Annotated in this window: 20 protein-coding genes, 2 tRNA genes, 1 rRNA gene and 5 pseudogenes; 4 read left to right on the forward strand and 24 right to left on the reverse strand. The window is 41.2% G+C overall.

Annotation, left to right across the window (positions count from 1 at the left end; translation table 11 throughout):
* Positions 1 to 141: 141 nt before the first annotated feature.
* From ABKA15_RS08650 to ABKA15_RS08660, 3 genes are all read right to left on the reverse strand, one after another.
* Positions 142 to 214, reverse strand: a tRNA-Ala gene (locus tag ABKA15_RS08650).
* A 56-nt stretch (positions 215 to 270) separates the two neighbouring features.
* Positions 271 to 1,826, reverse strand: a 16S ribosomal RNA gene (locus tag ABKA15_RS08655).
* 246 nt (positions 1,827 to 2,072) lie between these two features.
* The gene (locus ABKA15_RS08660; RefSeq protein WP_192208621.1) at positions 2,073 to 2,546 is read right to left on the reverse strand and encodes a sigma-70 family RNA polymerase sigma factor; all 474 of its coding nucleotides are present in this window, start codon (positions 2,544 to 2,546) and stop codon (positions 2,073 to 2,075) included.
* 351 nt (positions 2,547 to 2,897) lie between these two features.
* Here ABKA15_RS08660 and ABKA15_RS08665 point away from each other — a divergent pair.
* The 3 genes and pseudogenes from ABKA15_RS08665 to ABKA15_RS08675 all read left to right on the forward strand — a co-directional run.
* A pseudogene (locus ABKA15_RS08665) lies at positions 2,898 to 3,113 on the forward strand (hypothetical protein); the annotation flags it as partial.
* 40 nt (positions 3,114 to 3,153) lie between these two features.
* Positions 3,154 to 3,224 (forward strand) — tRNA-Cys (locus ABKA15_RS08670).
* A gap of 156 nt (positions 3,225 to 3,380) precedes the next feature.
* The gene (locus ABKA15_RS08675; RefSeq protein WP_192208576.1) at positions 3,381 to 4,766 is read left to right on the forward strand and encodes an IS1182 family transposase; all 1,386 of its coding nucleotides are present in this window, start codon (positions 3,381 to 3,383) and stop codon (positions 4,764 to 4,766) included.
* Between the two features lie 244 nt (positions 4,767 to 5,010).
* Here the strand turns inward: ABKA15_RS08675 and nusG are convergent, their stop codons facing one another.
* The 4 genes from nusG to pbp2a form a co-directional block, all read right to left on the reverse strand.
* On the reverse strand, positions 5,011 to 5,547 hold the full coding sequence (gene nusG, locus ABKA15_RS08680) for a transcription termination/antitermination protein NusG (RefSeq protein WP_049511909.1): 537 nt from the start codon (positions 5,545 to 5,547) through the stop codon (positions 5,011 to 5,013).
* Positions 5,548 to 5,691: 144 nt separating this feature from the next.
* Positions 5,692 to 5,868 (reverse strand): preprotein translocase subunit SecE, encoded by a 177-nt coding sequence (gene secE / locus ABKA15_RS08685; RefSeq protein WP_003027327.1) that lies wholly within the window; start codon positions 5,866 to 5,868, stop codon positions 5,692 to 5,694.
* Positions 5,869 to 5,877: 9 nt separating this feature from the next.
* Positions 5,878 to 6,030 carry a 50S ribosomal protein L33 gene (gene rpmG, locus ABKA15_RS08690; protein WP_003074882.1) on the reverse strand — a complete coding sequence of 51 codons (153 nt, stop codon included), beginning with the start codon at positions 6,028 to 6,030 and terminating at the stop codon, positions 5,878 to 5,880.
* Between the two features lie 49 nt (positions 6,031 to 6,079).
* A complete protein-coding gene (gene pbp2a, locus ABKA15_RS08695; RefSeq protein ID WP_049511907.1) occupies positions 6,080 to 8,299 on the reverse strand; it encodes a penicillin-binding protein PBP2A in 2,220 nt (739 codons plus the stop codon).
* A 138-nt stretch (positions 8,300 to 8,437) separates the two neighbouring features.
* Here pbp2a and ABKA15_RS08700 point away from each other — a divergent pair, with 138 nt between their 5' ends.
* Complete coding sequence (locus ABKA15_RS08700) at positions 8,438 to 9,298, forward strand: RluA family pseudouridine synthase (protein ID WP_049511905.1); 861 nt, start codon at positions 8,438 to 8,440, stop codon at positions 9,296 to 9,298.
* Between the two features lie 284 nt (positions 9,299 to 9,582).
* On the opposite strand, the gene ABKA15_RS08705 is transcribed toward ABKA15_RS08700, so the two are convergent.
* From ABKA15_RS08705 to ABKA15_RS08785, 17 genes and pseudogenes are all read right to left on the reverse strand, one after another.
* Positions 9,583 to 9,792, reverse strand: coding sequence for a heavy metal-associated domain-containing protein (locus ABKA15_RS08705; protein ID WP_049511904.1), 210 nt, complete (start codon positions 9,790 to 9,792; stop codon positions 9,583 to 9,585).
* A 12-nt stretch (positions 9,793 to 9,804) separates the two neighbouring features.
* The gene (locus ABKA15_RS08710) at positions 9,805 to 12,057 is read right to left on the reverse strand and encodes a heavy metal translocating P-type ATPase (RefSeq protein WP_053092968.1); all 2,253 of its coding nucleotides are present in this window, start codon (positions 12,055 to 12,057) and stop codon (positions 9,805 to 9,807) included.
* A gap of 3 nt (positions 12,058 to 12,060) precedes the next feature.
* Positions 12,061 to 12,528: a CopY/TcrY family copper transport repressor gene (locus ABKA15_RS08715; protein WP_049511903.1), complete on the reverse strand. Its 468-nt coding sequence runs from the start codon at positions 12,526 to 12,528 to the stop codon at positions 12,061 to 12,063.
* A 143-nt stretch (positions 12,529 to 12,671) separates the two neighbouring features.
* Complete coding sequence (locus tag ABKA15_RS08720; RefSeq protein ID WP_049511902.1) at positions 12,672 to 14,174, reverse strand: zinc ABC transporter substrate-binding protein AdcA; 1,503 nt, start codon at positions 14,172 to 14,174, stop codon at positions 12,672 to 12,674.
* Positions 14,175 to 14,183: 9 nt separating this feature from the next.
* A complete protein-coding gene (locus ABKA15_RS08725) occupies positions 14,184 to 14,990 on the reverse strand; it encodes a metal ABC transporter permease (protein WP_049511898.1) in 807 nt (268 codons plus the stop codon).
* On the reverse strand, positions 14,983 to 15,690 hold the full coding sequence (locus ABKA15_RS08730; protein WP_049511895.1) for a metal ABC transporter ATP-binding protein: 708 nt from the start codon (positions 15,688 to 15,690) through the stop codon (positions 14,983 to 14,985). Before ABKA15_RS08730 ends, ABKA15_RS08725 begins: the two co-directional genes overlap by 8 nt.
* Positions 15,687 to 16,130, reverse strand: a complete 444-nt coding sequence (locus tag ABKA15_RS08735) for a zinc-dependent MarR family transcriptional regulator (RefSeq protein WP_049511893.1) — start codon at positions 16,128 to 16,130, stop codon at positions 15,687 to 15,689. Before ABKA15_RS08735 ends, ABKA15_RS08730 begins: the two co-directional genes overlap by 4 nt.
* 111 nt (positions 16,131 to 16,241) lie before the next feature.
* A complete protein-coding gene (locus ABKA15_RS08740) occupies positions 16,242 to 16,451 on the reverse strand; it encodes a hypothetical protein (RefSeq protein WP_049511892.1) in 210 nt (69 codons plus the stop codon).
* Between the two features lie 94 nt (positions 16,452 to 16,545).
* Positions 16,546 to 18,120, reverse strand: a complete 1,575-nt coding sequence (locus ABKA15_RS08745) for an AarF/UbiB family protein (protein WP_049511891.1) — start codon at positions 18,118 to 18,120, stop codon at positions 16,546 to 16,548.
* A gap of 109 nt (positions 18,121 to 18,229) precedes the next feature.
* Positions 18,230 to 18,508 (reverse strand): hypothetical protein, encoded by a 279-nt coding sequence (locus ABKA15_RS08750; protein ID WP_049511890.1) that lies wholly within the window; start codon positions 18,506 to 18,508, stop codon positions 18,230 to 18,232.
* A gap of 92 nt (positions 18,509 to 18,600) precedes the next feature.
* Positions 18,601 to 19,632: pseudogene (locus ABKA15_RS08755) on the reverse strand (Nramp family divalent metal transporter); the annotation flags it as partial.
* Positions 19,633 to 19,639: 7 nt separating this feature from the next.
* Positions 19,640 to 19,993 (reverse strand): annotated as a pseudogene (locus tag ABKA15_RS08760) (DUF1304 domain-containing protein); the annotation flags it as partial.
* A gap of 12 nt (positions 19,994 to 20,005) precedes the next feature.
* A complete protein-coding gene (locus ABKA15_RS08765; protein WP_049511888.1) occupies positions 20,006 to 20,440 on the reverse strand; it encodes a MarR family transcriptional regulator in 435 nt (144 codons plus the stop codon).
* Positions 20,441 to 20,532: 92 nt separating this feature from the next.
* Entirely contained in the window at positions 20,533 to 21,144 is a 612-nt protein-coding gene (locus tag ABKA15_RS08770) for an HAD-IA family hydrolase (protein WP_049511886.1), read from the reverse strand.
* A 10-nt stretch (positions 21,145 to 21,154) separates the two neighbouring features.
* Positions 21,155 to 22,401: pseudogene (locus ABKA15_RS08775) on the reverse strand (MATE family efflux transporter).
* A gap of 456 nt (positions 22,402 to 22,857) precedes the next feature.
* Positions 22,858 to 24,221, reverse strand: a pseudogene (locus tag ABKA15_RS08780) (threonine synthase); the annotation flags it as partial.
* Positions 24,222 to 24,498: 277 nt separating this feature from the next.
* Positions 24,499 to 25,134, reverse strand: a complete 636-nt coding sequence (locus ABKA15_RS08785; RefSeq protein ID WP_003027272.1) for a TetR/AcrR family transcriptional regulator — start codon at positions 25,132 to 25,134, stop codon at positions 24,499 to 24,501.
* Between the last annotated feature and the right edge of the window lie 8 nt (positions 25,135 to 25,142).

A 25,142-nucleotide genomic window follows, 5' to 3' on the forward strand; every position in this document is an offset into this window, starting at 1 on the left:
TTCGCTTGCGAAGACTTCTGTAGAAAAATAGAAAACTGACGTTGTGTTCCATGAACACAAGGAAATTTATCTTTTTTCCTAAGAAGTTAGTCTCGTATTCAACTTCACTTCTTTATTAAGTTCAGTAGGATTCTATCCTAATGGAGCCTAGCGGGATCGAACCGCTGACCTCCTGCGTGCAAAGCAGGCGCTCTCCCAGCTGAGCTAAGGCCCCACAAGACCTCTCAAAACTAAACAAGACAAACTCAATGGCTTCCGTTTTTTCCTTAGAAAGGAGGTGATCCAGCCGCACCTTCCGATACGGCTACCTTGTTACGACTTCACCCCAATCATCTATCCCACCTTAGGCGGCTGGCTCCTTACGGTTACCTCACCGACTTCGGGTGTTACAAACTCTCGTGGTGTGACGGGCGGTGTGTACAAGGCCCGGGAACGTATTCACCGCGGCGTGCTGATCCGCGATTACTAGCGATTCCGACTTCATGTAGGCGAGTTGCAGCCTACAATCCGAACTGAGACTGGCTTTCAGAGATTAGCTTGCCGTCACCGGCTTGCGACTCGTTGTACCAGCCATTGTAGCACGTGTGTAGCCCAGGTCATAAGGGGCATGATGATTTGACGTCATCCCCACCTTCCTCCGGTTTATTACCGGCAGTCTCGCTAGAGTGCCCAACTCAATGATGGCAACTAACAATAAGGGTTGCGCTCGTTGCGGGACTTAACCCAACATCTCACGACACGAGCTGACGACAACCATGCACCACCTGTCACCTCTGCCCCGAAGGGAAACTCTATCTCTAGAGCGGTCAGAGGGATGTCAAGACCTGGTAAGGTTCTTCGCGTTGCTTCGAATTAAACCACATGCTCCACCGCTTGTGCGGGCCCCCGTCAATTCCTTTGAGTTTCAACCTTGCGGTCGTACTCCCCAGGCGGAGTGCTTAATGCGTTAGCTGCGGCACTGAGCCCCGGAAAGGACCCAACACCTAGCACTCATCGTTTACGGCGTGGACTACCAGGGTATCTAATCCTGTTCGCTCCCCACGCTTTCGAGCCTCAGCGTCAGTGACAGACCAGAGAGCCGCTTTCGCCACCGGTGTTCCTCCATATATCTACGCATTTCACCGCTACACATGGAATTCCACTCTCCCCTTCTGCACTCAAGTTAAACAGTTTCCAAAGCCTACAATGGTTGAGCCACTGCCTTTCACTTCAGACTTTTCTAACCGCCTGCGCTCGCTTTACGCCCAATAAATCCGGACAACGCTCGGGACCTACGTATTACCGCGGCTGCTGGCACGTAGTTAGCCGTCCCTTTCTGGTTAAGTACCGTCACAGTATGAACTTTCCATTCTCACACTCGTTCTTCCTTAACAACAGAGCTTTACGATCCGAAAACCTTCTTCACTCACGCGGCGTTGCTCGGTCAGGGTTCCCCCCATTGCCGAAGATTCCCTACTGCTGCCTCCCGTAGGAGTCTGGGCCGTGTCTCAGTCCCAGTGTGGCCGATCACCCTCTCAGGTCGGCTATGTATCGTTGCCTAGGTAGGCCATTACCCTACCTACTAGCTAATACAACGCAGGTCCATCTACTAGCGATGCAATTGCATCTTTCAAGCATCTAACATGTGTTACATACTGTTATGCGGTATTAGCTATCGTTTCCAATAGTTATCCCCCTCTAATAGGCAGGTTACCTACGCGTTACTCACCCGTTCGCAACTCACAGCCTATGGTGTAGCAAGCTACGGTATAGGCTGTGCGTCCTACTTGCATGTATTAGGCACGCCGCCAGCGTTCGTCCTGAGCCAGGATCAAACTCTCATATAAAGTTTGAGTTCTCACTCATTTCTGTCACTGACAGATTTATTGTTTCTTCTTAATGTTTGACGGACTGTCTTTAAACAGTCGCCTGCACATTGGTTCGTCTTGTTCAGTTTTCAAAGGTCTTTGTCGCCACTCAAGCGACAACTATCTTAGTATATCACCTCCTTCTCTTCTTGTCAATACCTTTTTTATCTTTTTTTATTTTTCTTGTTTTTTGTGACCTTTGAAAAAGAAAAGTTCTGACTTATCTTAATCGCTATAGTCCTTTAAGTAGGCTCTTAATTCTCGAATCATGGCTTGGCGGCCTTTGAAACGTTCATCAGCTAGTAAGCGCTCGTACTGCTCTTGTTTCTCTGGACTCAGTTGAGCTTGATAGCTCTTTAGCTGGTCTCGGAGAATCACCAATTCATCCAGATACAACTCTTTCAGGCTGAGCTTGTGACCTATCTCGCTCACTTCTTCATAAGCTTGACGATCGAGTTTGCGTTTTTGGCTTTCCTGTTTACGGAGGATGTCCAGGATATGATTGCGGAACTTGGTCTTATAGTAAACATAGAGCTGACTTTCTGTCTCTACCAGCTGCGGATAGCGACTTACCAACTGATAGAGTACTAACATGCCCTCTTGGTCCCAATCGCTTAATTCCCACAGGTGGACATAATATTCCCGACGGCACTTTAATACAATCCCCCTTACCTTCCCATACAACTCCTTGAACTCCATTTCCTTCTCCTTCCTTGCTCTTACCTTTTAAGGATAGCATGAAGGAGAAACCTTTGGTTTTCTTCTATCTATTCTACTCTTTTTGGTTTCTATTTCGTACTTCTTAATACACCTATCTATCTCTTCAGGCACTTTTACATGCTGTTCAGCGGGTAAAATTGAAAAAGAACAATTGTCTTATCTCATGTCTTTAGTAGACTTTGCTTTTTCACGATTATCGTAAATATCTACCTTTATAAAATCTGTAAATATAGATAGTAAACTACTCGTGGTGCTAGTTAAACTCAAAACACTATAAAAAGCCCAAAAGGACTATACTGTAAGTGACGAAACAAACAGGAGGTTGTCCCAATGAGCCACTTACAGTATATCGCTAAATCCCATCATTTACAATGGAATATGAAGCCATTATCCAAAATTTATCATCAGCTTTATCGGGATTATTGCCCCGATTCATTGAAGCATCGCCGTAATGTCAGCTTATCAAAATGATAATTTCACCACTTTAATGATTAAATTTAATCGGAAAACACTAAAATTTTACAAAGAGAAAGCAATCTACACTCTTGACGAAAACGATTTTTTAGGATAAAATAATAAACGTTGTGGCGGTATAGCCAAGTGGTAAGGCACGGCTCTGCAAAAGCTTGATCGTCGGTTCAAATCCGTCTACCGCCTTCCGTAACCTGATTTAACAGGATTAACCGAATGAAAAGCAACGGCAAAACCGTTGCTTTCAGATTGAAGACAAAGTCCTAAGAACAGAAGTTTCTAAGGGCTTTTCTTTTTGTAAAGTCGTATAATAGAGGTAAGAAAAGTTGTGAGGTTCTTGCTATGTTTCACAAAGAAAAACCTGATTATAATCGCTGCCAATATGGCTTCTATACGATAGACGAATTGGTTCCAGAAGATCACTTTCTTCGCCAAGTGGAAGCAGAGGTTGATTTCGACTTTATCTATGACTTGGTTGAAGAAACGTATAGCCCCGATCAAGGTCGTCCCAGTCTAGATCCCGTCATGTTGGTCAAAATCCCTTTGATTCAATGTTTTTATGGCATTCGCTCCATGCGCCAAACCATTAAAGACATTGAAGTAAACGTAGCTTATCGTTGGTTTCTTGGACTAAGCTTGGATGACAAGGTGCCTCATTTTACTACATATGGAAAGAATTACAGCCGTCGTTTTCAAGATAAAGCACTGATTACTGAGATATTTTCACACGTACTCCATCAAGCTTTATGTGCTGGTTTGATTGATTCTTCTGAAATATTTGTGGATGGTACCCCTATCAAAGCGGCAGCTAACAGTCACAAGTATCATAAGGAAATAGTTGCCCAACAAGCTACATTTATGAGGGAGCAATTGGAAGTTGAGATTGATTTAGATAGGAGAAAACACGAAAAGAAGTCCTTAAAGCCCGCAAAAGGAAGCGAGGCTAAAGAAAAGAAAATCTCAAGGACAGATCCTGAGAACGGTTGGTTCCACAAGGGTGAACACAAGGAAGTCTTTGCCTATTCTGCCCAAGTAGCGTGTGATAAGCATGGTTGGGCCTTGGCTTATACGGTTGAAGCAGGAAATGTTCATGATAGTCAGGCTTTCCCTGCCCTTTTTTCAAAGTTAGAAGCTTTCTCCCCACGCTACATTATTGCGGACTCAGGCTATAAAACCCCAAGTATTGCAAAATTTTTGTTAGACAGAGAGATTACCCCTGTCTTCCCCTATACCCGCCCCAAGGGAGTAAAAGGGAAGTTAAGACCCAGTAATTTTGTTTACGATTCCTATTATGACTGTTACCTCTGTCCAGAGAACCAAGTATTAACCTATCGCACGACGACCCGAGCAGGCTACCGTGAGTATAAGAGTGATCCAACAGTATGTGTCGCCTGTCCCCTATTATCCGTTTGTACTCGAAGCCAGAATAATCAGAAAGTCATCACAAGACATGTATGGAAAGATGCGCTTGAATTTTGTGAAGAGATTCGACATCAAAGAGGGATGAAGGAGCTCTATAAGAAGCGTAAAGAAACAATTGAGCGGCTCTTTGGGACCGCCAAAGAATACCACAACCTCCGTTATACAAGAGAGAAAGGCAAGTCCAAGATGGAAGATAAGGTTGGGCTTACTTTGGCGTGTTTGAATCTCAAAAAACTAGTAAAAATAAGGGTGGGTAAGCCTTTTTATTTTGTTCTAAATCCGATTTTTGGATGGAATATCAGATGATGAGACAAAATATTTTTGAAAATACAAAAAGACAAACGCCAAAAATGACGTTTGTCTACGTTCTGAAAGCCCGTAAAATCGGGCTTTTTTATTTTTTTGTTCGGTTAAATTAGGTAAAATATGATGAAGTTGGTGGATGAATTTGAGACAAACATTTTCAACAAGAGTTTATTTTTCATCAAAATAGCACAAAAAATGAGCCAAAACCAATAACTATAAAAATTGATTTCTAGCTCACTTTTTATTATAATTCTGCAATTTGGTTCAGATTTACTTCGGCAACTGTATCATTTCCGAATAGCGAAATAATCATTTTAACTTTGTTGTTGTCAATTTCGGTGATTTTACCCGTATAATCTACAAAAGCTCCGTCAATAATCCGAACTGTATCGCCAACTTTCGCATTGATGTCAAATTCTTGAACGGTTTGTCCCATTGAAATCAAGATTTGGCGGATTTCTTCTTCCAATAGTGGTGTTGGTTTGGAGCGGTTTCCGTGCGAGCCAACAAAGCCTGTTACGTTTGGTGTGTTCCGTACGACAAACCACGCTTCATCTGTCATCACCATTTCTACCAAGACGTAACCTGGGAAGCGATTTTCTTCAACTTCTTTGGTTTTTCCATTTTTCTCCACTTGTACCGTTTGCGTTGGGATTTCCACGCGCAAAATATTTTCTAACATATTATAGGTTTGTGCACGTTGTAAAAGATTTTCTTTTACTTTATTTTCATATCCTGAGTATGTCTGCAAGACAAACCAGCCTTTATCAAAACTGTCCATCGTTCTTCCTTTCCTAAATAAAAAAACCTGAGGGCTTTGGTTTCTTTTCTAGCCCTATTATACCACAAAAATGGCAAATGCAATCTTTTTACTACCATTTTTATGATAAAAGCCTACTTGATAAAACAACAAGCAGGCTAAAAATTAAAAGATATTTAACAATCGTACCAAACCTCTTGTGACAAGTAAGTCGAAAAGATAAATAATGACGACAAAGAAAGCTGTATATTCCATGACTGAGATAAAATCTACCCAGCTTTGCTTTCTAGTTGGCCAAGTTGTATCTTTTAATACTTGAAATGTATCTTTAATGAATTTCACAACTTTCTCCTATCTAGTTTCTTTATGAATCGTGTATTTACTGCAATGCTTACAATATTTATTTACTTCCAGACGTTTTGGTTTTGGCGTACTACTCAATTTGATTGAATAGTTTCTCGATCCACAAACCGTGCACGCCAGACTCGCTTTTTTTAGTGCCATAACGCCTCCATCTTGTTTATTATATCAGGAAAGCCCGTTTTTGACAAGTCTATTGGAACCAACTCTTAACCGTGTCCCAAAGATTCTGTGCTTTTTCAGGAATCTTAGCATCGTCAATTGCCTTCTTAGCTTGGTCAACCAAATTCTTGGCTTTATCTTGCACATCTTTCAAAATATCTGAACTATTGTTACTTTGATTTGCAGTATCATTTGTACCATTCGTATCAACCGGTGCAATGCCATTTTTTGCATAGGCATTTTCGTCACCAAACTTCGTACCATTTGTGTACGGTAGGATACTATTTGCCACACTTCGGAAAATAGCTGAAGCTTCATTGGCACTAGTGCCTGTAAGATAATGATTTTTATCTGTCTTTGGGAAACCTAGCCACTGACTAATCACCACATCTGGCGTGTAACCAATAACCCATTGATCTCCTGATAAATCTGGGTTAAAGTCAGTCTCTGTCGTTCCTGTCTTCCCAGCCATATCATAGCCGTAAGGGGCCGCATAAACACCTGTACCATTAGTAAATGTTCCCAGCATCATACTAGTCATTTTTTCTGTTGTTGAGCGGTTAAGTACTCGTGTTGAAGTTGATTTATGAGTTTTGACTACTTGCCCACTAGCATTTTCGATTTTGGTAATCAAATGAGCATCATTCATAACACCATTATTGGCAAAAGTCGAGTAGGCTTGTGCCATTTGTAGCGGATTGGTGGTTACGCCACTACCAAGAGCCACTCCAAGGGTCTGGTCCACTTTATCCATGTTCAAGCCAAATTTTTTACCATATTCAAAAACTTTTTTCAGTCCCAATTCATTAGCAGCAGCAACCGCTGGAATATTTAAAGATTGCGCTAAAGCCTGATACATGGGAACCGTCGGACTGGATTGAATTCCACCATAGTTGTTAACGGTGTAATTTCCGTAAGTCGTTGTGCTATTGTCCAACTCTTTATTGATGGACCAACCTGCTGCAACTGCAGGGCTGTAAACCGCCAAGGGCTTAATAGTCGAGCCAGGGCTTCTTGAAGATTGTGTAGCATAGTTAAAACTTCTGAAATTGGCACTCGTACTATTGATTTGCCCGACAAGCGCGCGAACACCTCCAGTTTTAGGGTCAAGCGCTACACTACCCGATTGGGCTCTTGTCCCATCGGCTGCTTGCGGGAATAAATCTTCGCGATCATAGATGACTTGCATGCTAGCTTGGTAATTCTGATCTAGCTCTGTGTAAATGCGATAGCCGTTATTAACAATATCAGCTTCTGTCAAACCATAATCTCGAACTGCTTCATTGATAACCGCATCAAAGTAAGACGGATAGCGATAATCTGCCGATTTTCCTGTGTAAGCATCTACCAATTGACTGCCCAAACCATTCACTGTTGCCTGATTGGCTGTTGCTTGATTGATATAGCCAGCAGCTACCATATTTTGCAGAACGGTATTGCGCCGATTGGTTGCATTTTTGATAGAAGCAATGGGATTGTATAGCTCCGGTCCTTTAAGCATTCCTGCTAAGGTAGCTGCTTGATCTAGTGTCAGCTGGCTAGCAGATACGCCGAAATATTTTTTAGAAGCATCTTCTACTCCCCACACACCATTCCCGAAATAAGAATTATTGAGGTACATGGTGAGAATCTGATTTTTACTATATTTCTTGGTTAATTCCAAGGCGAGGAAAAATTCCTTTGCTTTCCGCTCAATGGTCTGATCCTGAGATAAGTAAGCATTTTTGGCTAATTGCTGCGTAATGGTGGAGCCACCGCCAGAACGTCCCGCTGTCAAAATCGCCATGATAAAACGACCGTAGTTAATCCCACTATTTTTATAAAAAGAACGGTCTTCTGTCGCAATGACAGCATGTTGCAAATTCGGGCTAATCTGGGACAATTCTACATAAGTTCCCTTTTGCCCTGACAAACTTCCAGCTTTTTTGCCGTCCTTATCATAAATAGATGTCGTCGCTTTCAAAGCATTCTGCAAATCATTCACATTAGTGGATTTGGCAACATAAAAGAGATAACCTCCTGTCACCAAACCAAAACCAAGTCCCAAAATTAAGACAATCTTCGTCAGGTGATAGCGACGCCAAAATCGACGAAATGGGTGTTGAGAAATCGGCTTTTTCCGACTTTTCCCAGATCGGCTCAAATGCGGCTCAGATTCTTCAATCTCTGTCACCTCTTGATGCTTGCGCTCAGGACTTTCCTTTTTAAAATGATTCACTACTATTTCAAATAACTCACTTAATTTTTTCATATCCTTATTCTATCACCTTCTCCATATCCAGACAAGAAAGGACTTCTTATTCAAGCGTTTAGTTTAGGAAACTTTAAGAAATTATTTAATCTCGAGCTACTTATTTTCAATCATCGGCTATTTTGTTACAATAACTATATGCAATTTACGATTACGATTCCACATGGTTTGCCAGAGATGACAGTCAAAGAGCTGCTGGAAGAACATTTTTTGATTCCACGAAAGATTCGCCATTTTCTGCGCATTAAAAAACACGTCCTTGTAAACCAACAACCCATTAACTGGCAAAGTCGGATTCATCCAGCTGATGCGATTGCTTTAATCTTTGACGAAGAAGATTATCCAGAAAAGTCTATTTTAATGGGCAAAGCTAATCTTGTGGAAGAATTATACCAAGATGAACACATCATCATTGTCAACAAGCCCGAAGGTATAAAAACACATGCCAATGAACCAACGGAGCTGGCACTTTTAAATCATGTCTCTGCTTATGTTGGAAATACTTGCTATGTCGTTCATCGCTTAGACAAGGAAACAAGCGGAGCTGTTCTTTTTGCGAAAAATCCTTTTATCTTGCCAATCTTAAATCGATTGCTAGAAAACAAGGAAATTTCGCGTGAATATTGGGCTTTGGTACAAGGAGCATTTCTCAAAAAACGTCAAATCTATACAGATAAAATCGGTCGTGACCGTCACGATCGGCGAAAACGGCTAGTGGATAACAAAAACGGTCAATACGCTGAAACGCAGGTCACTAAGCTCAAAGAAATTGGAAACAACACCCTTATCAAGTGTCAACTTAAAACTGGGCGAACCCACCAAATTCGTGTACATCTTGCTCATCACGGACATCCTATCGTTGGAGATCCATTGTACAATCCGCAAAAAGCAAAGCGTCTCATGCTCCATGCTCATCGTTTAACTTTCACACACCCTTTTACGCTTGAAAAAATTAGTGTTGAAGTCAGCTCTCAAAGCTTTGAGAAAGGATTGATTTAAAAAATAATGGGAGTGGAACAGAACTAAAAATTTTCGATTTTTAGTTCTGTTCCACCCCCGCAAGGGTAATTATGTGCTCTTCCAAGCTGGAAAAGCGAACAGCTTGGATACTTGCTTCGCAAGTTTTATCTGCCACCTCAAAGCAGTGCTTTGAGCAATCATAGTGACTTGCTGTGCAAGACTGATTTCCCGCCTTCAACAATTCAGTGAATTGTTGAAGCTGCGTTATTCGTTTATTACTAATTCTAATAGAAGCTGGGACACTTTTTGCCCAGCCTCATTTTTTATGCAACATTAACAACTTTATAAATCGTTTTAGCCAGAGTAGCTTGATAATCTTCTGCACTGTATGCATGATTGGTGGTTACAGTCGCAACCTTTGTATCTAAATCAATTTGAACGTCCGACACACCTTCCAATTTTAGGAAGTGCTCGGTGACATGCTTCACGCAATTTTGGCAAGATATATTTTCTAAAGTAACAATTTGTTTCATGATGAACTCCTTTTATGATTCTATTTTAAAGCGCCGTAAACGCAGCGCATTGGTGACGACAGAAACCGAGCTAAAGCTCATGGCAAGACCGGCTAGCATAGGATTGAGTAGCGGACCGCCAAATACATATAAAAGACCCATTGCGATTGGTATTCCTAAGGTATTGTAGGCAAAAGCCCAGAAAAGATTTTCTTTGATATTTTTAATCGTAGCCTGACTGAGGCGAATGGCTGTCACCACATCTAAAAGGTCGCTATGCATCAAGACAATGTCGGCCGAGTCAATAGCCACATCCGTTCCAGAACCAATGGCAATCCCAACTTCAGCTTGCACCAGAGCAGGTGCATCATTGATTCCATCACCCACCATGGCAACCTTTTTCCCCTGCGCTTGCAAATTCTTGACGACATCTGCTTTGCCGTCTGGAAATACTCCTGCAATCACTTGATCGACACCAGCTTCTCTTGCGATAGCTTGAGCTGTTTCCTCACGGTCCCCTGTCAGCATCACCACTTCTAAGCCCATTTTTTGCAATTCAGCAATAGCTTCACGGCTATTTTTTTTGATTGGATCAGCAACTGCTGTAATTCCGACTAACTTTTTATCTACTGAGACAAACATAGCCGTCTTTCCTTGATGAGATAAAGAAATCAAATCAGAGATATGCTCGCCGAGCTCGACTTGGTATTGTCTCATCAAGCTTTCATTCCCAATCAACACTTCTTGCGCTTCTACATAAGCTGCAATCCCTTTACCTGAAATCGCTTGGAAATCCATTACCGGTGCTAATGATATAGCTTCCGATTGAGCGGCTTCTAAAATTGCTACCGCCAATGGATGTTCTGAATGTTGCTCACTACTTGCAAGCAAATGCAGCAATTTCTCCCGTGTGACATCACTAAAGGTTAACACATCCGTCAAACTTGGCTTCCCTTCGGTAATCGTACCTGTCTTATCCAGAACGACAACATCTACCAAATGAGCCGCTTCAAGAGCCTGTCCCGACTTAATCAAGACGCCATTTTCAGCTCCTTTTCCTGTGCCTACCATAATAGCCGTCGGAGTTGCTAGCCCAAGCGCGCAGGGACAAGCGATCACCAATACTGCGATAAAAATAGAAAGTGAGAATTGCAGACTTTCTCCTGCTAGAAAATACCACAACAGAGCTGCCAAAACTGCCAAGCCCAAGACGATTGGTACAAAGTAGAGCGAGATTTTATCTGCCATAGCCGCAATAGGCGCTTTCGAGCCTTGCGCTTCCTCTACCAAATGAACAATCTGAGCCAAGGTTGTGTCCGAACCGACTTTAGTTGCTTCATAGTCAATAGAACCCGTTTGATTCATAGTGGCACTGGTAATCACATCGCCCACATTTTTTTCGACAGGAACACTTTCCCCTGTCATCATAGACTCATCTACATAGGTTTGTCCAGAGATAACCACACCGTCTACTGGCATACGCTCTCCCGGTTTGATCCGTACAATGTCTCCAACCTTGATGTCTTCTGTATCAATTGTGACGACTTCGCCATAACGAATAACCGTTGCTTGATTGGGCACTAAACTCATCAAACTTTGAATCGCTTGCGAAGTTCGTCCCTTGGCATTGGCTTCCAGATATTTCCCCAGTAAAACAAGAGTGATAATCACACCAACTGATTCAAAATACAACTGGTGTACAAAAGTATGATGCCCCAGTAAAACTTGAACGACCGAGTACAAACTATACAGAAAGGCTGCACTCGTTCCTACAGCAATCAAACTATCCATGTTCGGATGCCGTTTTGCCAAATTCCGAAAACCACGTACATAAAAACCGCGACCAACCCAAATCGCTGGCAAAGTAAGGAAAAACTGCACCAATACACAGGCAATGGGATGCGTCATGTGACCTAAAAAGGAGGGCAACGGCAACCCAATCATGCTCCCCATTGAAATATAGAGGAGTGGCACGGTCGCTCCTGCCGCAAACCAAATCTGACGCGCCATTTTGCGCACGGTTTCTTCTTTCTCTGCAACCTGTTTTGCATAATCCGACTGCTTTTGTTCCCCTTTTTCTACCGCTTGGTAACCTGCTTCTTTCACAGTCTCTAAGACTTGCTCGCTTGCAAATCCTTCTTTTGGAAAAACTGTCAATTTTTCCGTCGCCAAGTTCACCGTAGCTTCCTCAACCGTTGGAAGTTCCTTGACTGCCATTTCAATGGTCATCGCGCAAGCTGCACAGGTCATACCGGATAATTTATACTCTTTTTTGTCATTTTCCATTTTTTACTCCGCCATTTTAGATTGATTCGTTTCATCTTGACAATGCGCACCACAAGTACACTGACCTGGTGGACAATTGCACTGAATCGTCTCCGGTGCTTGAACTTGCTTTTCTTTTACAACATCCAAGATTCGGGACAAATCCATTTGACTGAATTGATTGCTTTCTAGTATTGAAATCACTAAATCACCATGCTTGGTATTGCACATATTGTCAAGTAAGGTCCGCCAACTATTTTCCAAATGCTCATCTTCTAAGATCAGAGCATCATAGTAAAATTTGCCCTCAATCTTTTCCATTGAAATAAACTCTTTGGTCTTCAGGCGATTCAGCAAGGTTTTGACAGTAGCCGGTTTCCAATCGAAATCAGCTTCTAAACGCTCCACCACCTCAGTACTTCTGCTATGGGGATACGCCCACAAAACACGCATAACTTGCCATTCTGCCTGACTGATATTTTGTTGTTCCATTTTGTTTCATCTCTTTTCTGATTACAGTTGTAATTTTCAATTCTTTTATAGTTTACATCTGTAATCAGAATTTGTCAAGCAAAAAAATCGAGAAGATTTACTCAACTCGATTTTTCTCTTTCTGTATAGAAATTGTGTCTTTATCAATGCGTCAGCATTTCTTGAGCAATTTCTTGTCCGCTTAATTTAGTTGGATAGTAAGTTGGCCAATTTTCTAATTCGTTAAAGAGGGCTTCTTGGCTTTCACCACCGTAGAAAATGTGGAAGTGCGCTGCTTTCGTTGGGGCGATATTATGGTCGCTAAATTGAACATATTTATATTTACCTGCATCTGGGTCTGTCGCTTCAAACATGAAGCGCACTCCACGATTACCTTTCGAATACGTCAAAGTGTGTTTGCCGACATATTTGTAAGTATATTTCTTCTTTTGCCCGTTTACTACAAATTCCATGGTCTTATCTGTGATATTGATATGAGACACATCTGTCTTATAGCCTTTTTCATAATAGGCTTTGTACTCAGCCGCTGTCATCTTACCACTCAATTTTGCCTTGTAATCAAAGACTTGGTCTAAAGTTCCGTCTTGCAAATATGGATAGACAGATTGCCATTGACCAGCGTAGTCAGACAAAGTACGATCTTTAACAGCACTATCTTCAAAGTAACCGTTTTGAACGGTCTTCGTATTTTCTTCTTTTTCAGCAGAAATTTCAGCGCCCTCTTGGTCAGTTGTCTTCTTCAAGGCTTTCAAGTTGGATTTCATGATGGAAATGTAGTCAGCCCCGTCCTTGGTTTGTTTTTCAGTCAAACTTTCAAGCGGATTAAGGACATCTAACTTCACACCTGTTTCTTTTGCCAATGTAGACGCCAATGCTTGAGAAGCATTTTCTTCAAAATAGATATACTTAATATTGTTTTTCTTAATATATTTTGTCAATTCAGCCAAACGCGCTGCTGAAGGCTCACTATCTGGTGAAAGCCCTGAAATAGGAACTTGTTTCAAACCATAATCCAATGCAAGATATCGAAAAGCAGCATGTTGCGTTACAAAACTTTTTTGTTTTGCATTTGCTAAACCAGTTGTATATTCTTTATCCAGACTTTCTAATTTCTTAATGTAGGCTGCTGCGTTCTTTTGGAAAGTCGCTTTCTTATCGGGATAGCGTTTACTTAAGCTGTCACGAATATTTTCCACCATTTTAATAGCACGTTTTGGTGATAACCATACATGAGGATCGTATTCATGATGATGTCCTTCTTTACCATGATCATGATCTCCTTCCTCTTCTGTACCAGGAAGAAGCAACATTTTTCCAGTCGCCTTCACCACATTTACTTTGTCTTTTTTCAAAGTTTTGAGCAATTTTGGTACCCAAGTTTCCATGTTTTCATTTTCATATACAAAAGCATCCGCATCTTGAATCGTTGCAACTGCTTTGGCAGAAGGCTCGTATTCGTGCGGTTCTGTTCCTGCACCAATCAAGAGTTTGACATTGGCAGTATCGCCTGCCACTTGCTTAGTAAACTCATAAACTGGATAAAATGTTGTCACAATATTTAGCTTCCCATTTGCGCTTTTTTGATTGGAACAAGCCACTAAAAAGAGACTTAGTAAGCTTGCCACTAATAGACCAATTTTCTTCATTTCTTACTCCTATTTGATAAATTTTTTCAATAAATTTACTAGTAAAAATACGCCGACAAAAATAATGGTAATACTTGCACTGGCTGGCGTTTCTGCATAATATGAAATATACAGTCCAGCAATCATGCCTAAGAAGCCGATGATATTTGCCAACAAGATAACGGATTTAAAGTTCTTCCCCAACCGCAAAGCAATACTTGCCGGCAACACCATAATGGTTGATACCAGCAGCGCACCTGCCGCTGGAATCATGAGGGCAATGGCAACACCTGTCACAATGTTAAACAGAATGGACATGGTGCGCACAGGCAAACCGTCCACAAAAGCTGTATCCTCATCAAAGGTCAAAATATACATTGGTCGAATGAAGAGGAAGGTTAATGCCAGCACGATTGCCGCAATGATAAAGAGTGAAATCACCTGCTCTGTACTAATCGTGACAATAGAGCCAAATAAATACTGATCCAAACTCATAGAACTGGAACTCTTGCCCCTACTCATCACAATCAGAGCAATGGCAAGTCCTGTCGACATCAAAATTGCTGTTCCGATTTCCATGAAATCCTTGTAGATCGTCCGCAGGTATTCTAAGAAGACTGCCGCAATGATAACAATCACTACCGTTGAAATCGTAGGTGAGATGCCTAGCACCAAGCCAAAAGCAACCCCCGAAAGCGACACGTGGCTGAGCGTATCACTCATCAAACTCTGACGACGTAAAATCAAGAAAGTCCCCAAAACCGGCGAGAACAGACTCATGGCAATTACGGCCAGAAAAGCCCGCTGCATAAAGTCGTAAGCTAATAAATTAAACATGGCTCACCTCCTCCTTGTCACTTTCGTGAACATTGAAGCACCGCCATGGCGAATCTTGATTTCGCACCAAATGAATATTGCGGTCCGCATATTTTCGGACTTCCTCCGGATCATGCGTAATCATCAGCACAGCCTTGCCATGCCGGTATGCACTATGGTGCATCAAATCATAAAATTCATCCTTGCTGCCAGTATCCATCCCCGTTGTCGGCTCATCCAAGACAAAAATATCCGGATCCGAAGCAAACATGCGTGCAATGACTGCCCGTTGCTTTTGCCCACCCGAAAGCGAGCCAATCCGCTTGTCTCGATGTTCCCACATGCCAACGGCGTCCAGACTGACCTTGATATGTTCTTCATCATGCGCATTCAAACGACGAAACCAGCCTTTACGTGGATACCGACCTGATTTAACAAATTCATAAACAGTACTGGGAAAACCTGCATTAAAACTAGCGATTTGCTGTGGCAGATAAGCAATCCGCAACTTCTTGCCAGCTGTATTCGTCTTAGAAATCGCCACCTTACCAAATCGAGGCTGTAAAATACCAAGACTAGCCTTGATCAAGGTCGTTTTTGCTGCTCCATTCTCACCTGTCAAAGTCACAAACTCACCACTATCCACATAATAGTTAATATGCTCCAGCACAGGCTCCTTATCATAATAGAAGGACAAATCTTCAACTGTGATATACCTCATTTTCCGATTTCCCCCACTAAGGTTTCTAAGAATTGTTGAATAGTTGCTTGCTCATCAGAACTATATTGATTGGCAATTTTTTCGTAAATTTCCAATGTATGCTGATGATGATGATGATGCTCCGCAGCAACTGGCTTCGCTAATTCTGTCAACCGATAAAAAATAACACGCGCATCTTTCACATCTTTAAAAGGTTCCAACATTTCTTGCTTAATCAATGACTTGATGGCCTTTGTTACCGCTGCTTGACTGACGTTTAAGCACTTCGCTAACTCTGAGTTTGTCAACGACTCCTCAGACAGCAACATCAAGATGTGCTCTTGGGTATTTGTCAAAGGCATTCCACTTGTACAAGAACCAATCAAAATCTCATGTTGATTCTCGGATTTTAAAATGATTTCATTTAAAAAACGATCAATTTCATGTGCTAGCTGACTCATTTTTCTCCTTTTCTGATTAACCAGTTAATTCTTTACTAGTTAAGTATATCATAAAGAAAATAAGAGTCAAGTGAAAATTTCACCTTCTCTCCTATCAAAAAAGCTTGAATATCACTTCAAACCTTTATAGAGCTTCTTTCGCGTTCGTTTTTTCCACGAAAATGGCTCTGAATCCTCTTTAGGATGCTTCAAACCTTCAAATCCAGTACCTTCTAAACTAGTAACCTGTTTATTTACCAAGTTTTTGATATAGTCTTTCGTTCCGTCTCGGATAAATTCCTGCGATGTTCCTCCATTTAAGCATAACAAATGAAATACCATAATATCTAATTTCTAAAATACTATTTTAAAATTGCAGGAACGCGATAAGTTGTGATTTTCAAAAATTCAACTTGTCGCGCTCTTTTTTGTCTTCTCATCTTGTGGAGCGAATGATGAGATAGAGTAACCACAGCAATACCATTGTCGCTAAGACAAAAAGAAATTTTGCCAAAAACAGCATGTCTGGATTGAGGGTTAAAATCCCACCTGTCAGTAATAAAGCCAGAAAAACTAGGCTTAGTACAAGACGATTGGCTAAAGATTCAACACGACGAAAGCGTTGATTGTAGTCAATTAAGTCATGGTTGACAACCAAGCGACCGTTCACCACTTGCTCCACTAGCTGATGAAGCCGTCTTGGAATACTTTTTCCATGCCGTAGCAAATAAAGTAGTTCGATTAAGAAAGAATCGTAACTCAAAGTCTGGTGTAGAATATCTGACTTCATATTTTCAAGGAAATATTGCTTGGCGAGTGTCATCAGATTGATGTTAGGGGCTAGTTCGCGAAAAAGTCCTTCAATTTGCAAGGCAGATTTTTCCAAAATAGTCATCTGGGACGGTACTTGCAAATGATGACGCCTACAAATCGCTACTACATCCTCAAACATATCTGTAATAGACAAGGAGCCTAACTCTAAATTGCCGTATTTGGTTAGCATGCGTTCAACGTCTTGCTCTAATTGCAATTTATTGATTGGTTCACTAGCCGTCGTAATGGTTAAAATAGCCTGCGTCATCGAGTCAATGTCCTGTGTCGTAAAGCTAGACAACATGTCGTTTAGAGACATACGAAAACCCGTTTCCAATTCTCCCATAATCCCAAAATCAATAAAATAAATCTTTCCTTCATGAATCAAGAGATTACCTGGATGTGGATCACCGTGAAAAAAGCCATCTTTAAATACCTGCTTGATAAAGCTCAGCATGAGCTTCTGACCAATATCTTCCAAGTCATAGCCAGCTTCTTGTAAAATAGCATATTGGTTAATCCGAACGCCAGGAATATATTCCTCGACAATCAAGTGCGGAGTGGTAAAGTCTGGATAGACCTTTGGCACGCCAACACAAGGAATCTCTTGATTGTAGCGGGCAAATTCATCCATGTACTTAGCTTCGTTGCGAAAGTCAATTTCGTTCAAGAGAGTGGTCTGCAACTGTTGCAGAATCTTTGGCAAATCCACCATAGGCAGTAAATGCTTAGGAAAATGACGAGCTAGTCGAATCAAGAGCGCAATATCTTCTGTAATCTGCTCTTGAATATGCGGACGCTGAATTTTCAGCACAACTTCATCGCCATTTAACAAAACAGCACGGTGAGTTTGTGCGACGGAAGCACTTGCTAAATGTTCCTGCGAGACGTCTAAAAAAAGTTGCTCAATCGGACACTTTAACTCGTCTTCAATCGCAGCCATAACAGTCTCTTTGTCCAAAGGATTGACGTCATCTTGCAGCTTGCTTAATTCCTTGATATAGATTTCTGGCAATAAGTCACTACGGGTAGATAAAATTTGACCGATTTTTACAAAACTGGGTCCTAGTTGTTCAAAAGCTTCTCGCAATTGCTTGGGAGCTTTTTTCTCGTCCAACGGTTTTTTTCGATCTTTCAGATTGGACCAGCCGACTGCACTAAAGGCTGTTAGAATCTCTCGTAAGCGCTTGTTTGCCATAAGGTTATCTCCATCCTGTTTGTCATCATCATTTTTTCTTTCAAATCCTACTTTTAGTTTAGCAAAAAACGCAGCCTTTATAAAGTTGTGACTGCGTTATCATGGAAGATTATTCTTCTGTTTTTGAAAGTCCTTTGAGTAGCTGATCTAGTTTATCTTCTAGTCGTTTAATATCTTGCTTGGTGGCATATACATCATCGGATTGCTCCTCTGGACTTTCAGCCGTTTTTTCATTTACTTTGCGCTTTAGCTCTGACTGAAGCTGCTTGCCTTCATCCACCGTCAAGCGACCTTTGGCAATCAATTCTTTAACAAATTCAGTGGCTTTATCATAGGTCATAGATGTCAATCCAATACCTGCCAGCAAAACTTTTTTCAATTCGTCCATTTTAACACCTCCATATATGCAAATCTTTCCTCTTTCATTATAGCGCTTTTAAGCCATTTATTCTAGAGAAAAATGAAATGATAGACAAATTTTTAAAACAGATCAACTACAAGTTTTACATTCAAAATAGTTAATAAAATAGAAACGGAATAAGCTAAGTAGGTATTCCATTTGCTGTTGACAAATTCCCCCATGAGCTTTTTATTAGAGGTGAAATACACGAGTGGAAAGATTGAAAATGGCAAAGCGACAGAAAGAAAGACTTGGGAATAGACCAAAAGATTGTCTAGCACTTGTTCTTTGTCTCCGTATAAAATAGCAACAATCACAACTGGCAAAAGAGCTAATAAGCGGGTTACCAAGCGGAGAAACCACGGTGGTAGCTTCATGTTTAAGAAGCCTTCCATCACAATTTGTCCCGTTAAAGTTCCTGTAATAGTTGAGTTTTGACCACTCGCTAACAAAGCCACTGCAAAGAGCGTTGAGAGGATAGGACTAGCAATAGCACCAGCAATTTGAGGGTCTTTTAAGGCATTGTACATTGCAGAAAAAGCACCAATTTTATCCGCATGACCAAAGAATAAAGCTGCCCCTAAAATCAACAGCAAAGAATTAACCACAAAAGCCAAACTCAATTGAATATTCGAGTCCCACATCATAAATCGTACTGCTTCATGCACGGATTGTTTGGCTTTGTAATTAACTTTTCGCGTTTGGGCGATAGAAGAGTGCAAATACAAATTGTGCGGCATAACCGTTGCCCCTACAATGCCCAGTGCTAAGGTCAAAACGGACGTTCCATTTTTACTAGCCGTATGTTGATAAGCTGCCACATTTGGCAAATATCCTGATAAAATATGATGAAGATCGGGCTTTGCAAGGATCACCAGATATAAGAAAATCAATAAAATAGTTAAAATCAGCGTTCCAACGATTGCTTCAATCTTACGAAAGCCTAATTTCATCAAAAAAAGCAACAAGAAAACATCAAAGACTGTAATCAGAATCGAAAATAGCAAAGACCAACCAAATAGTAAATGAAGCGCAATCCCTGCACCGATGACTTCTGCCAAGTCCGTTGCCATTAAAGCCAACTCTGTAATAACCCAAAGGAGATAGCGAACTGGCTTTGACTAAAATGCTTAAAATAGCTAAAATCGCAGGTCCGCCTTGGGTCAAGATGATTTTCTTATTAGCCGTTACTGCACCATAAGCTGCGACCCCAATAACAAACAAAACAAAAATGGTCACAATTTCTAAATTATGTGAAATATACAAGCCATATAGTAAGAAAAGAGCTAAAAAGGCATTGTAAATCCCTTGATTTTTAAACAAGGAAGTGACGGACGGGCGAGATAATTCTTCCTTTGTCATGTTAAAGACTCGGCTGGTGCTGTCTGATTGGGTAGCGATACTTTATAGATAAAAGATATAGAGGTGTTCCAGTGCGACAATTGTAGCTAATATCGTAGTAATGAGTGACATAATTTTTTCTTTCTAATGTTTTTTCACGGTAATCTGGTCTAAGCCAGATACAAGTTTTTCTAATAAAGTGCTCAGCGTCCTTTGCTCATCATCCGAGAGAACTTTTTCCATTTGCTTTTTGACATTTACATGATAGGTCGGTGGCTCATGCAAAAGCTGCTCTTTTGCAACATTCGTGACATTCACTAGAACCTCTCGTTGATTTTTGGGATTGCGGCTCCGTTGAACATAACCGCGCTCTTCTAAAAGTTTGAAATGCCGAGTTAAGGCTGCAGGATCGATTTTTAAGACCTCTTGCACAGCAACTTGACTGCATGGAGCATTGTCCAATAAAAAGGTCAGTATCTCGTACCGCGTTAAGCTGATTTCTAATTTTTTCTCAAAGAGTTGCGTGATGGCTTGATCGGTTAAATGCAATTGATATAGCAGGTGATGAATGGCAACCATATATTCTCCTTCCCGGCTTTAATTGACTAGTCAATTATTGATAAATCAATTATAGACTATCAAAAAAAGAAAAGCAAATATTTTGCTCCCCTTTAACAGATTATCTGTTTAATCTCTAGTAAATGGTTGATTTTGTGATTAATGTTTGGTCGGTCATCACAGAAATTGATTGATTGAATACCGCTGTTAAAGGCAACATCTACATCCAACGTCCGGTCGCCAATATAGTAAGTGCTTGTCTTATCCAGCTGGTATTTCTCTACGAGATAGTTCACACCTTCTGGGTCGGGCTTTCTTGCAAATCCATTAGCAGTAGTCACGATTTCTGTAAAATAATCCAAAATCTCTAAATCCGCCAAAATTTGGTAAGCATTTTTCCCTTTATGAGTATAGACAAACTGCTGAATATCTGCTTCCTGCGCCCAAGCAAGAATAGCCTTAGCACCATCCATGAGCTGAATGTGAGCATTTTTCTCTTGCAAACTTTGACCTCGAAAACGGTTCATCTCTTCAGCATCTAAACCTTTTTCTATTGCGACTTTCTCCAGCAATTTCTGAACAGAATGCTGCAAGATATAAGCATGGATAGCTGGTCTGTCAAAATCCAAGCCATAGTGCATATAGGTTTCCTCAATCCCCGCCAAAATTGCATCATAGGAATCCAATAATGTTCCGTCCAAATCCCAAATAAAAGCTCTTGTCATGTTTGACTCCTCATTTTTCGTTGATAGATGATTTGTAAAAAAAAATCCAGCGAAAGGTATTGTCCAAAAGGGTGGCAGTCCAAACTCCGAGCAAGCCCAATCCCAGAGTTACCCCCAGAAAGTAACCCGCCACAATGCGAATCAACCACATACCAACAGTCGTAGCATAAAAAGGCAACTTGGCATTTCCCAATCCTTGCCAAACAGCCGTGTAGATGACTGTTCCTGCTGTCATAGGCACACCCAAAAGTGAAAAAAGAATGACCGACAAGCTAGCTGTTACAGCGCCGCTATCCTTTGTATAAAGATGTGTTAGTGGTTGCCCAAATGCAAAAATAAGCAGAGCCACCAGTAACATGAGTCCCAAGAGATAGCCAGTAGGTCTGCTTCGTCAGCTTCCTAACTGTCTGAAAGTCTGCCTGTCCTACTGCGTGAGCCACTAACATAACCGTTGCGGTAGCGACCGCAAAACCCGGCATATAGTTGAACTGGGTCAGCAACCTCTCCAATAGCATTTCCCGCAACGGCAGCTGTCCCGAACTTAACGATAATGGCAATAATCACCACGTCCCCAGCCCGCATCATCAGCCGCTCTCCAGCAGCTGGCAGAGATAAACGCAACAAGTCCCAGTCCAGCCTCCAACTCCAAGGCGCCAGAGGCAGGGACAATTCTTTCCATAAAAATCAAAACGCCTACCAGACGGGCTAAAATGGTGCCCAGCGCCACTCCCACAATTCCCATGTGGAAAATAAAAATCGCAAGACTGGAAAAAATGACATTGAGCAGATTGCTTAAAAAACTGATATACATAGGCATGCGAGGGTTGCTAGTTGCCCGAATCAAGGAGCCTAGCGTAGTCATCAGACCCCAAAAGGAGAATCGTTCCCCCGATTAAAGCCAGATAAAGACCACCTGCATTGGCGACGACAGGCTCCGTTCCCAGCCAAGCTAATATCTGGCGTCCAAAAAAAACAAGCGAGAAAAGTCCTAGAAAGACGCTCAAAATCAGAGTTAATTTAATGGCTTCGTTAGTGTGATAAGCTAGATTTGTCCTCGATCTCCTTCTCTCCAAACTTTTAGAAAATTAAACTGGATACCGCTGCTCCCAGCGCAATAAAAAAATGGCTTGGTAAAATCGTAATAAACATTACCAGCAACCGAAAACTCCTGAAAATAGCCCACGAGACCGAGACTCGCTACCAAATTACGAGTCCCACCATTTCCCATTAGCATCTGCAAAAAAGTTTTTCGACCATGGCTGGTAGGGGGCAAATATTTTAAAAATCTTTTTTATAAGTGGTCATACATCATGAAACTCCTGCTTTTGATTATACACTTTTTCTGCACTTTGCTGGCAATATTTTTGTTTTTACACTCTGTTTGCAATCTGAAAAACCACTCAGTTGGCTACCAGCTGAGTGTTTTGTTAACAAAAAATTTATTAGATTATTAAAAGTCCTAAATAGCTTTTCTACTGCTGGCCTGCATTTTGGTCAGCAGCGACAGTCGTTTTTATGGCGGGACTTGTGCGTTTTTCTAAAGCCATCCACCCGCTGGCGGAAACTACCACATCGGAAAAGCTCATGTAACTTAGCCAATGCTTCAAAAATCACTCAGACCTGCCTGCCCAGTCCACAGCTTCGACTGCCCACAAACTGGGGAATTTTGTAAGGGACTGGCGGTTTGAAAGCAATAAACAGGTCGTAGTCCTCATCACCTGTAGCTGTCCGGTATTTTTTGATAAAACAGCTGAAGCGGACCCGCTGTGTGCGGATCTTCAATGTAATCAGACGCCTCATAAACTCGTTTGATTTCAGCTGCTGTCTCAACTTCGGTGGCATATTCTGCCGCAAAGAGTTCTAAAATAGCTGGGTCAAAATCAGTCAACTCATACTGACCATGCTGATTGAGAGACTTCATCAAATCCGCTGTCTTTTCTGCACTATTTCCTAACAGGTGGAAAATTAAACGCTCTAAGTTTGAAGAAACTAAAATATCCATAGACGGACTAGACGTTACCTTAAAGCTACGCTTTTTATCATAGACTTGCGTCTTAAAGAAATCGGTCAAAACATTGTTTTTCATTGGAAGCAACAAAATCAACTTGCCCCACCGGAAGGACCGATTTTGTTTTAGCATAATAGGCTGCTAAGATATTGCCGAAGTTTTCCAGTTGGAACAGCAAAAATTAAACTGCTTCGCCTGCCTGAAATCTGGACCGGTTTTAAACCAATTGTGCATAGGCATAAAAACATAGTAAAAACAATCTGTGGCACCAAAAACGCCCCGATATTTCATGGAGTTAGCAGAAGAAAAAAATTGCAAACTTGTGCGCTGCTAGCCGCTCACGAAGAAAACCGCAATCGTTAAAACATGCTTTTTTGACATTGGTCTGGGGCGTCCATCAAAAATTGCCCCTCAATAGCCCACCACATGAGTATTGTCCCCCCCGTCTGAGTGGTCATTTTGCAGCTCCTGAACCTTGCTGACACCGTCTTTAGGGTAAAAAGGACGATGATTTTCCGTTTCCTGGCCACATCGGCAAAAGCCCTGCCATAGCTGCTTTTTTCCGGTATCACCAGAAGTTTGCCGTCAAAATGGACGATTTTTATTTTTTCAAAACCATGCTTTTTCGCTGCCGTCGTCATCAAAATGCGGGGAGAATAGGACAAAAGCCATATCCTTGAAAGCAAACCGTAAGCACCATGGAAAAGCTCCAAATTGTATTGCCCATTCAGTTTCACCAAGGGAGCAATCTCTGGCGTGTCAAACTTGCTGTCATAGGCATATTCAGTTTCACCAAGGGAGCAATCTCTGGCGTGTCAAACTTGCTGTCATAGGCATTGTTAATGCAGTCATTCAGCTCTTGATCCGTAAAGTCATCTAAAAAAGCAGATAAAATCAATTTTGCAACTTCCTGATAGGAAGCATCTTTGAGTTTAGTAAAATCCAGTTCCACCTGCGGATAAGAAATTGGCGTAAAGAGACCACCGTCCGTTGCTAACCCCTGCAAAATAGCCTGACTGGCTGTCACCGTATTGTTTGCGTCACGCGTTGATTGATAAACTAAAGTCATGAGTTTCTGTCCTTTTCGTGTAGTCTGTTCTATTATAACATGATTTATCAGAAAATTCCCGCATTTTATGGGAAATGTGAGAGAGTGGAGTTGGAGATTCTCAGTGTTTATATAGCTACCTCGAAAAGTTTTTTGACACTTTGAACTTTTATACTATGCCATTGTAGACATGACACTGATTAGATTGTCTCTATTTCCTACAGTGGACGCTTTGAGCTTGCCCTACTTCAATAAAGCCTATGCCTCTCTGATTTTTGAGTCATAGTCTTGTAGCATTTTATTTCAATGTCAAAAGAGACAGGATTTGTTTTTCAATAAGGATTAAATCATCAGCTTGCGATAGTGTTGGTATATTTAAAATAAAACGCTGTGCGAAATAAGCAAAAAGCAAACCAGCATTCGTTCTGATAACATCCATACCGCTGAGATTAGAATTGATTTGAGGGTTTTTGCTTTTTAATAATTGCCAATAGTCAGTAAAGTCAGTCAAGATCGACATTTGAATGTTAACTAATAGCGCTTCTCGTAATTCTGTATTGACCAAACATTCTTGCACAAGAATTTTAATGAGTTCTGCATTTTGAGCTAAAAAGTGAAAACGATCTTGAACAATGAAATGAACAGTCTCTTCCAAACGATGGTAGTTCTTAAGCCGCGGGAAAAAATCTTTCTTCAACTCAGGAATCATAGGCTGCATAATTTCTGATAATAATTCACTTTTAGTTTTAAAATATTTAAAGATGGTAGCCTGACTAACCCCAGCTTTTTCAGCGATCTGAGCAGTAGAGGTTCCATTATAGCCTTGTTGAGAAAAAAGTTCAATGGCAGCAACTAATGTTTTCTTTTTTCCAGCTGGCATTTGATGATGCTCTAACCATTCTTTGTAGTTATGTAAAATATTACTGTTGTTCATAGTTACCT

This window comes from Streptococcus sp. KHUD_010 (assembly GCF_040207525.1).
Taxonomy (GTDB): Bacteria; Bacillota; Bacilli; order Lactobacillales; family Streptococcaceae; genus Streptococcus; species Streptococcus hominis.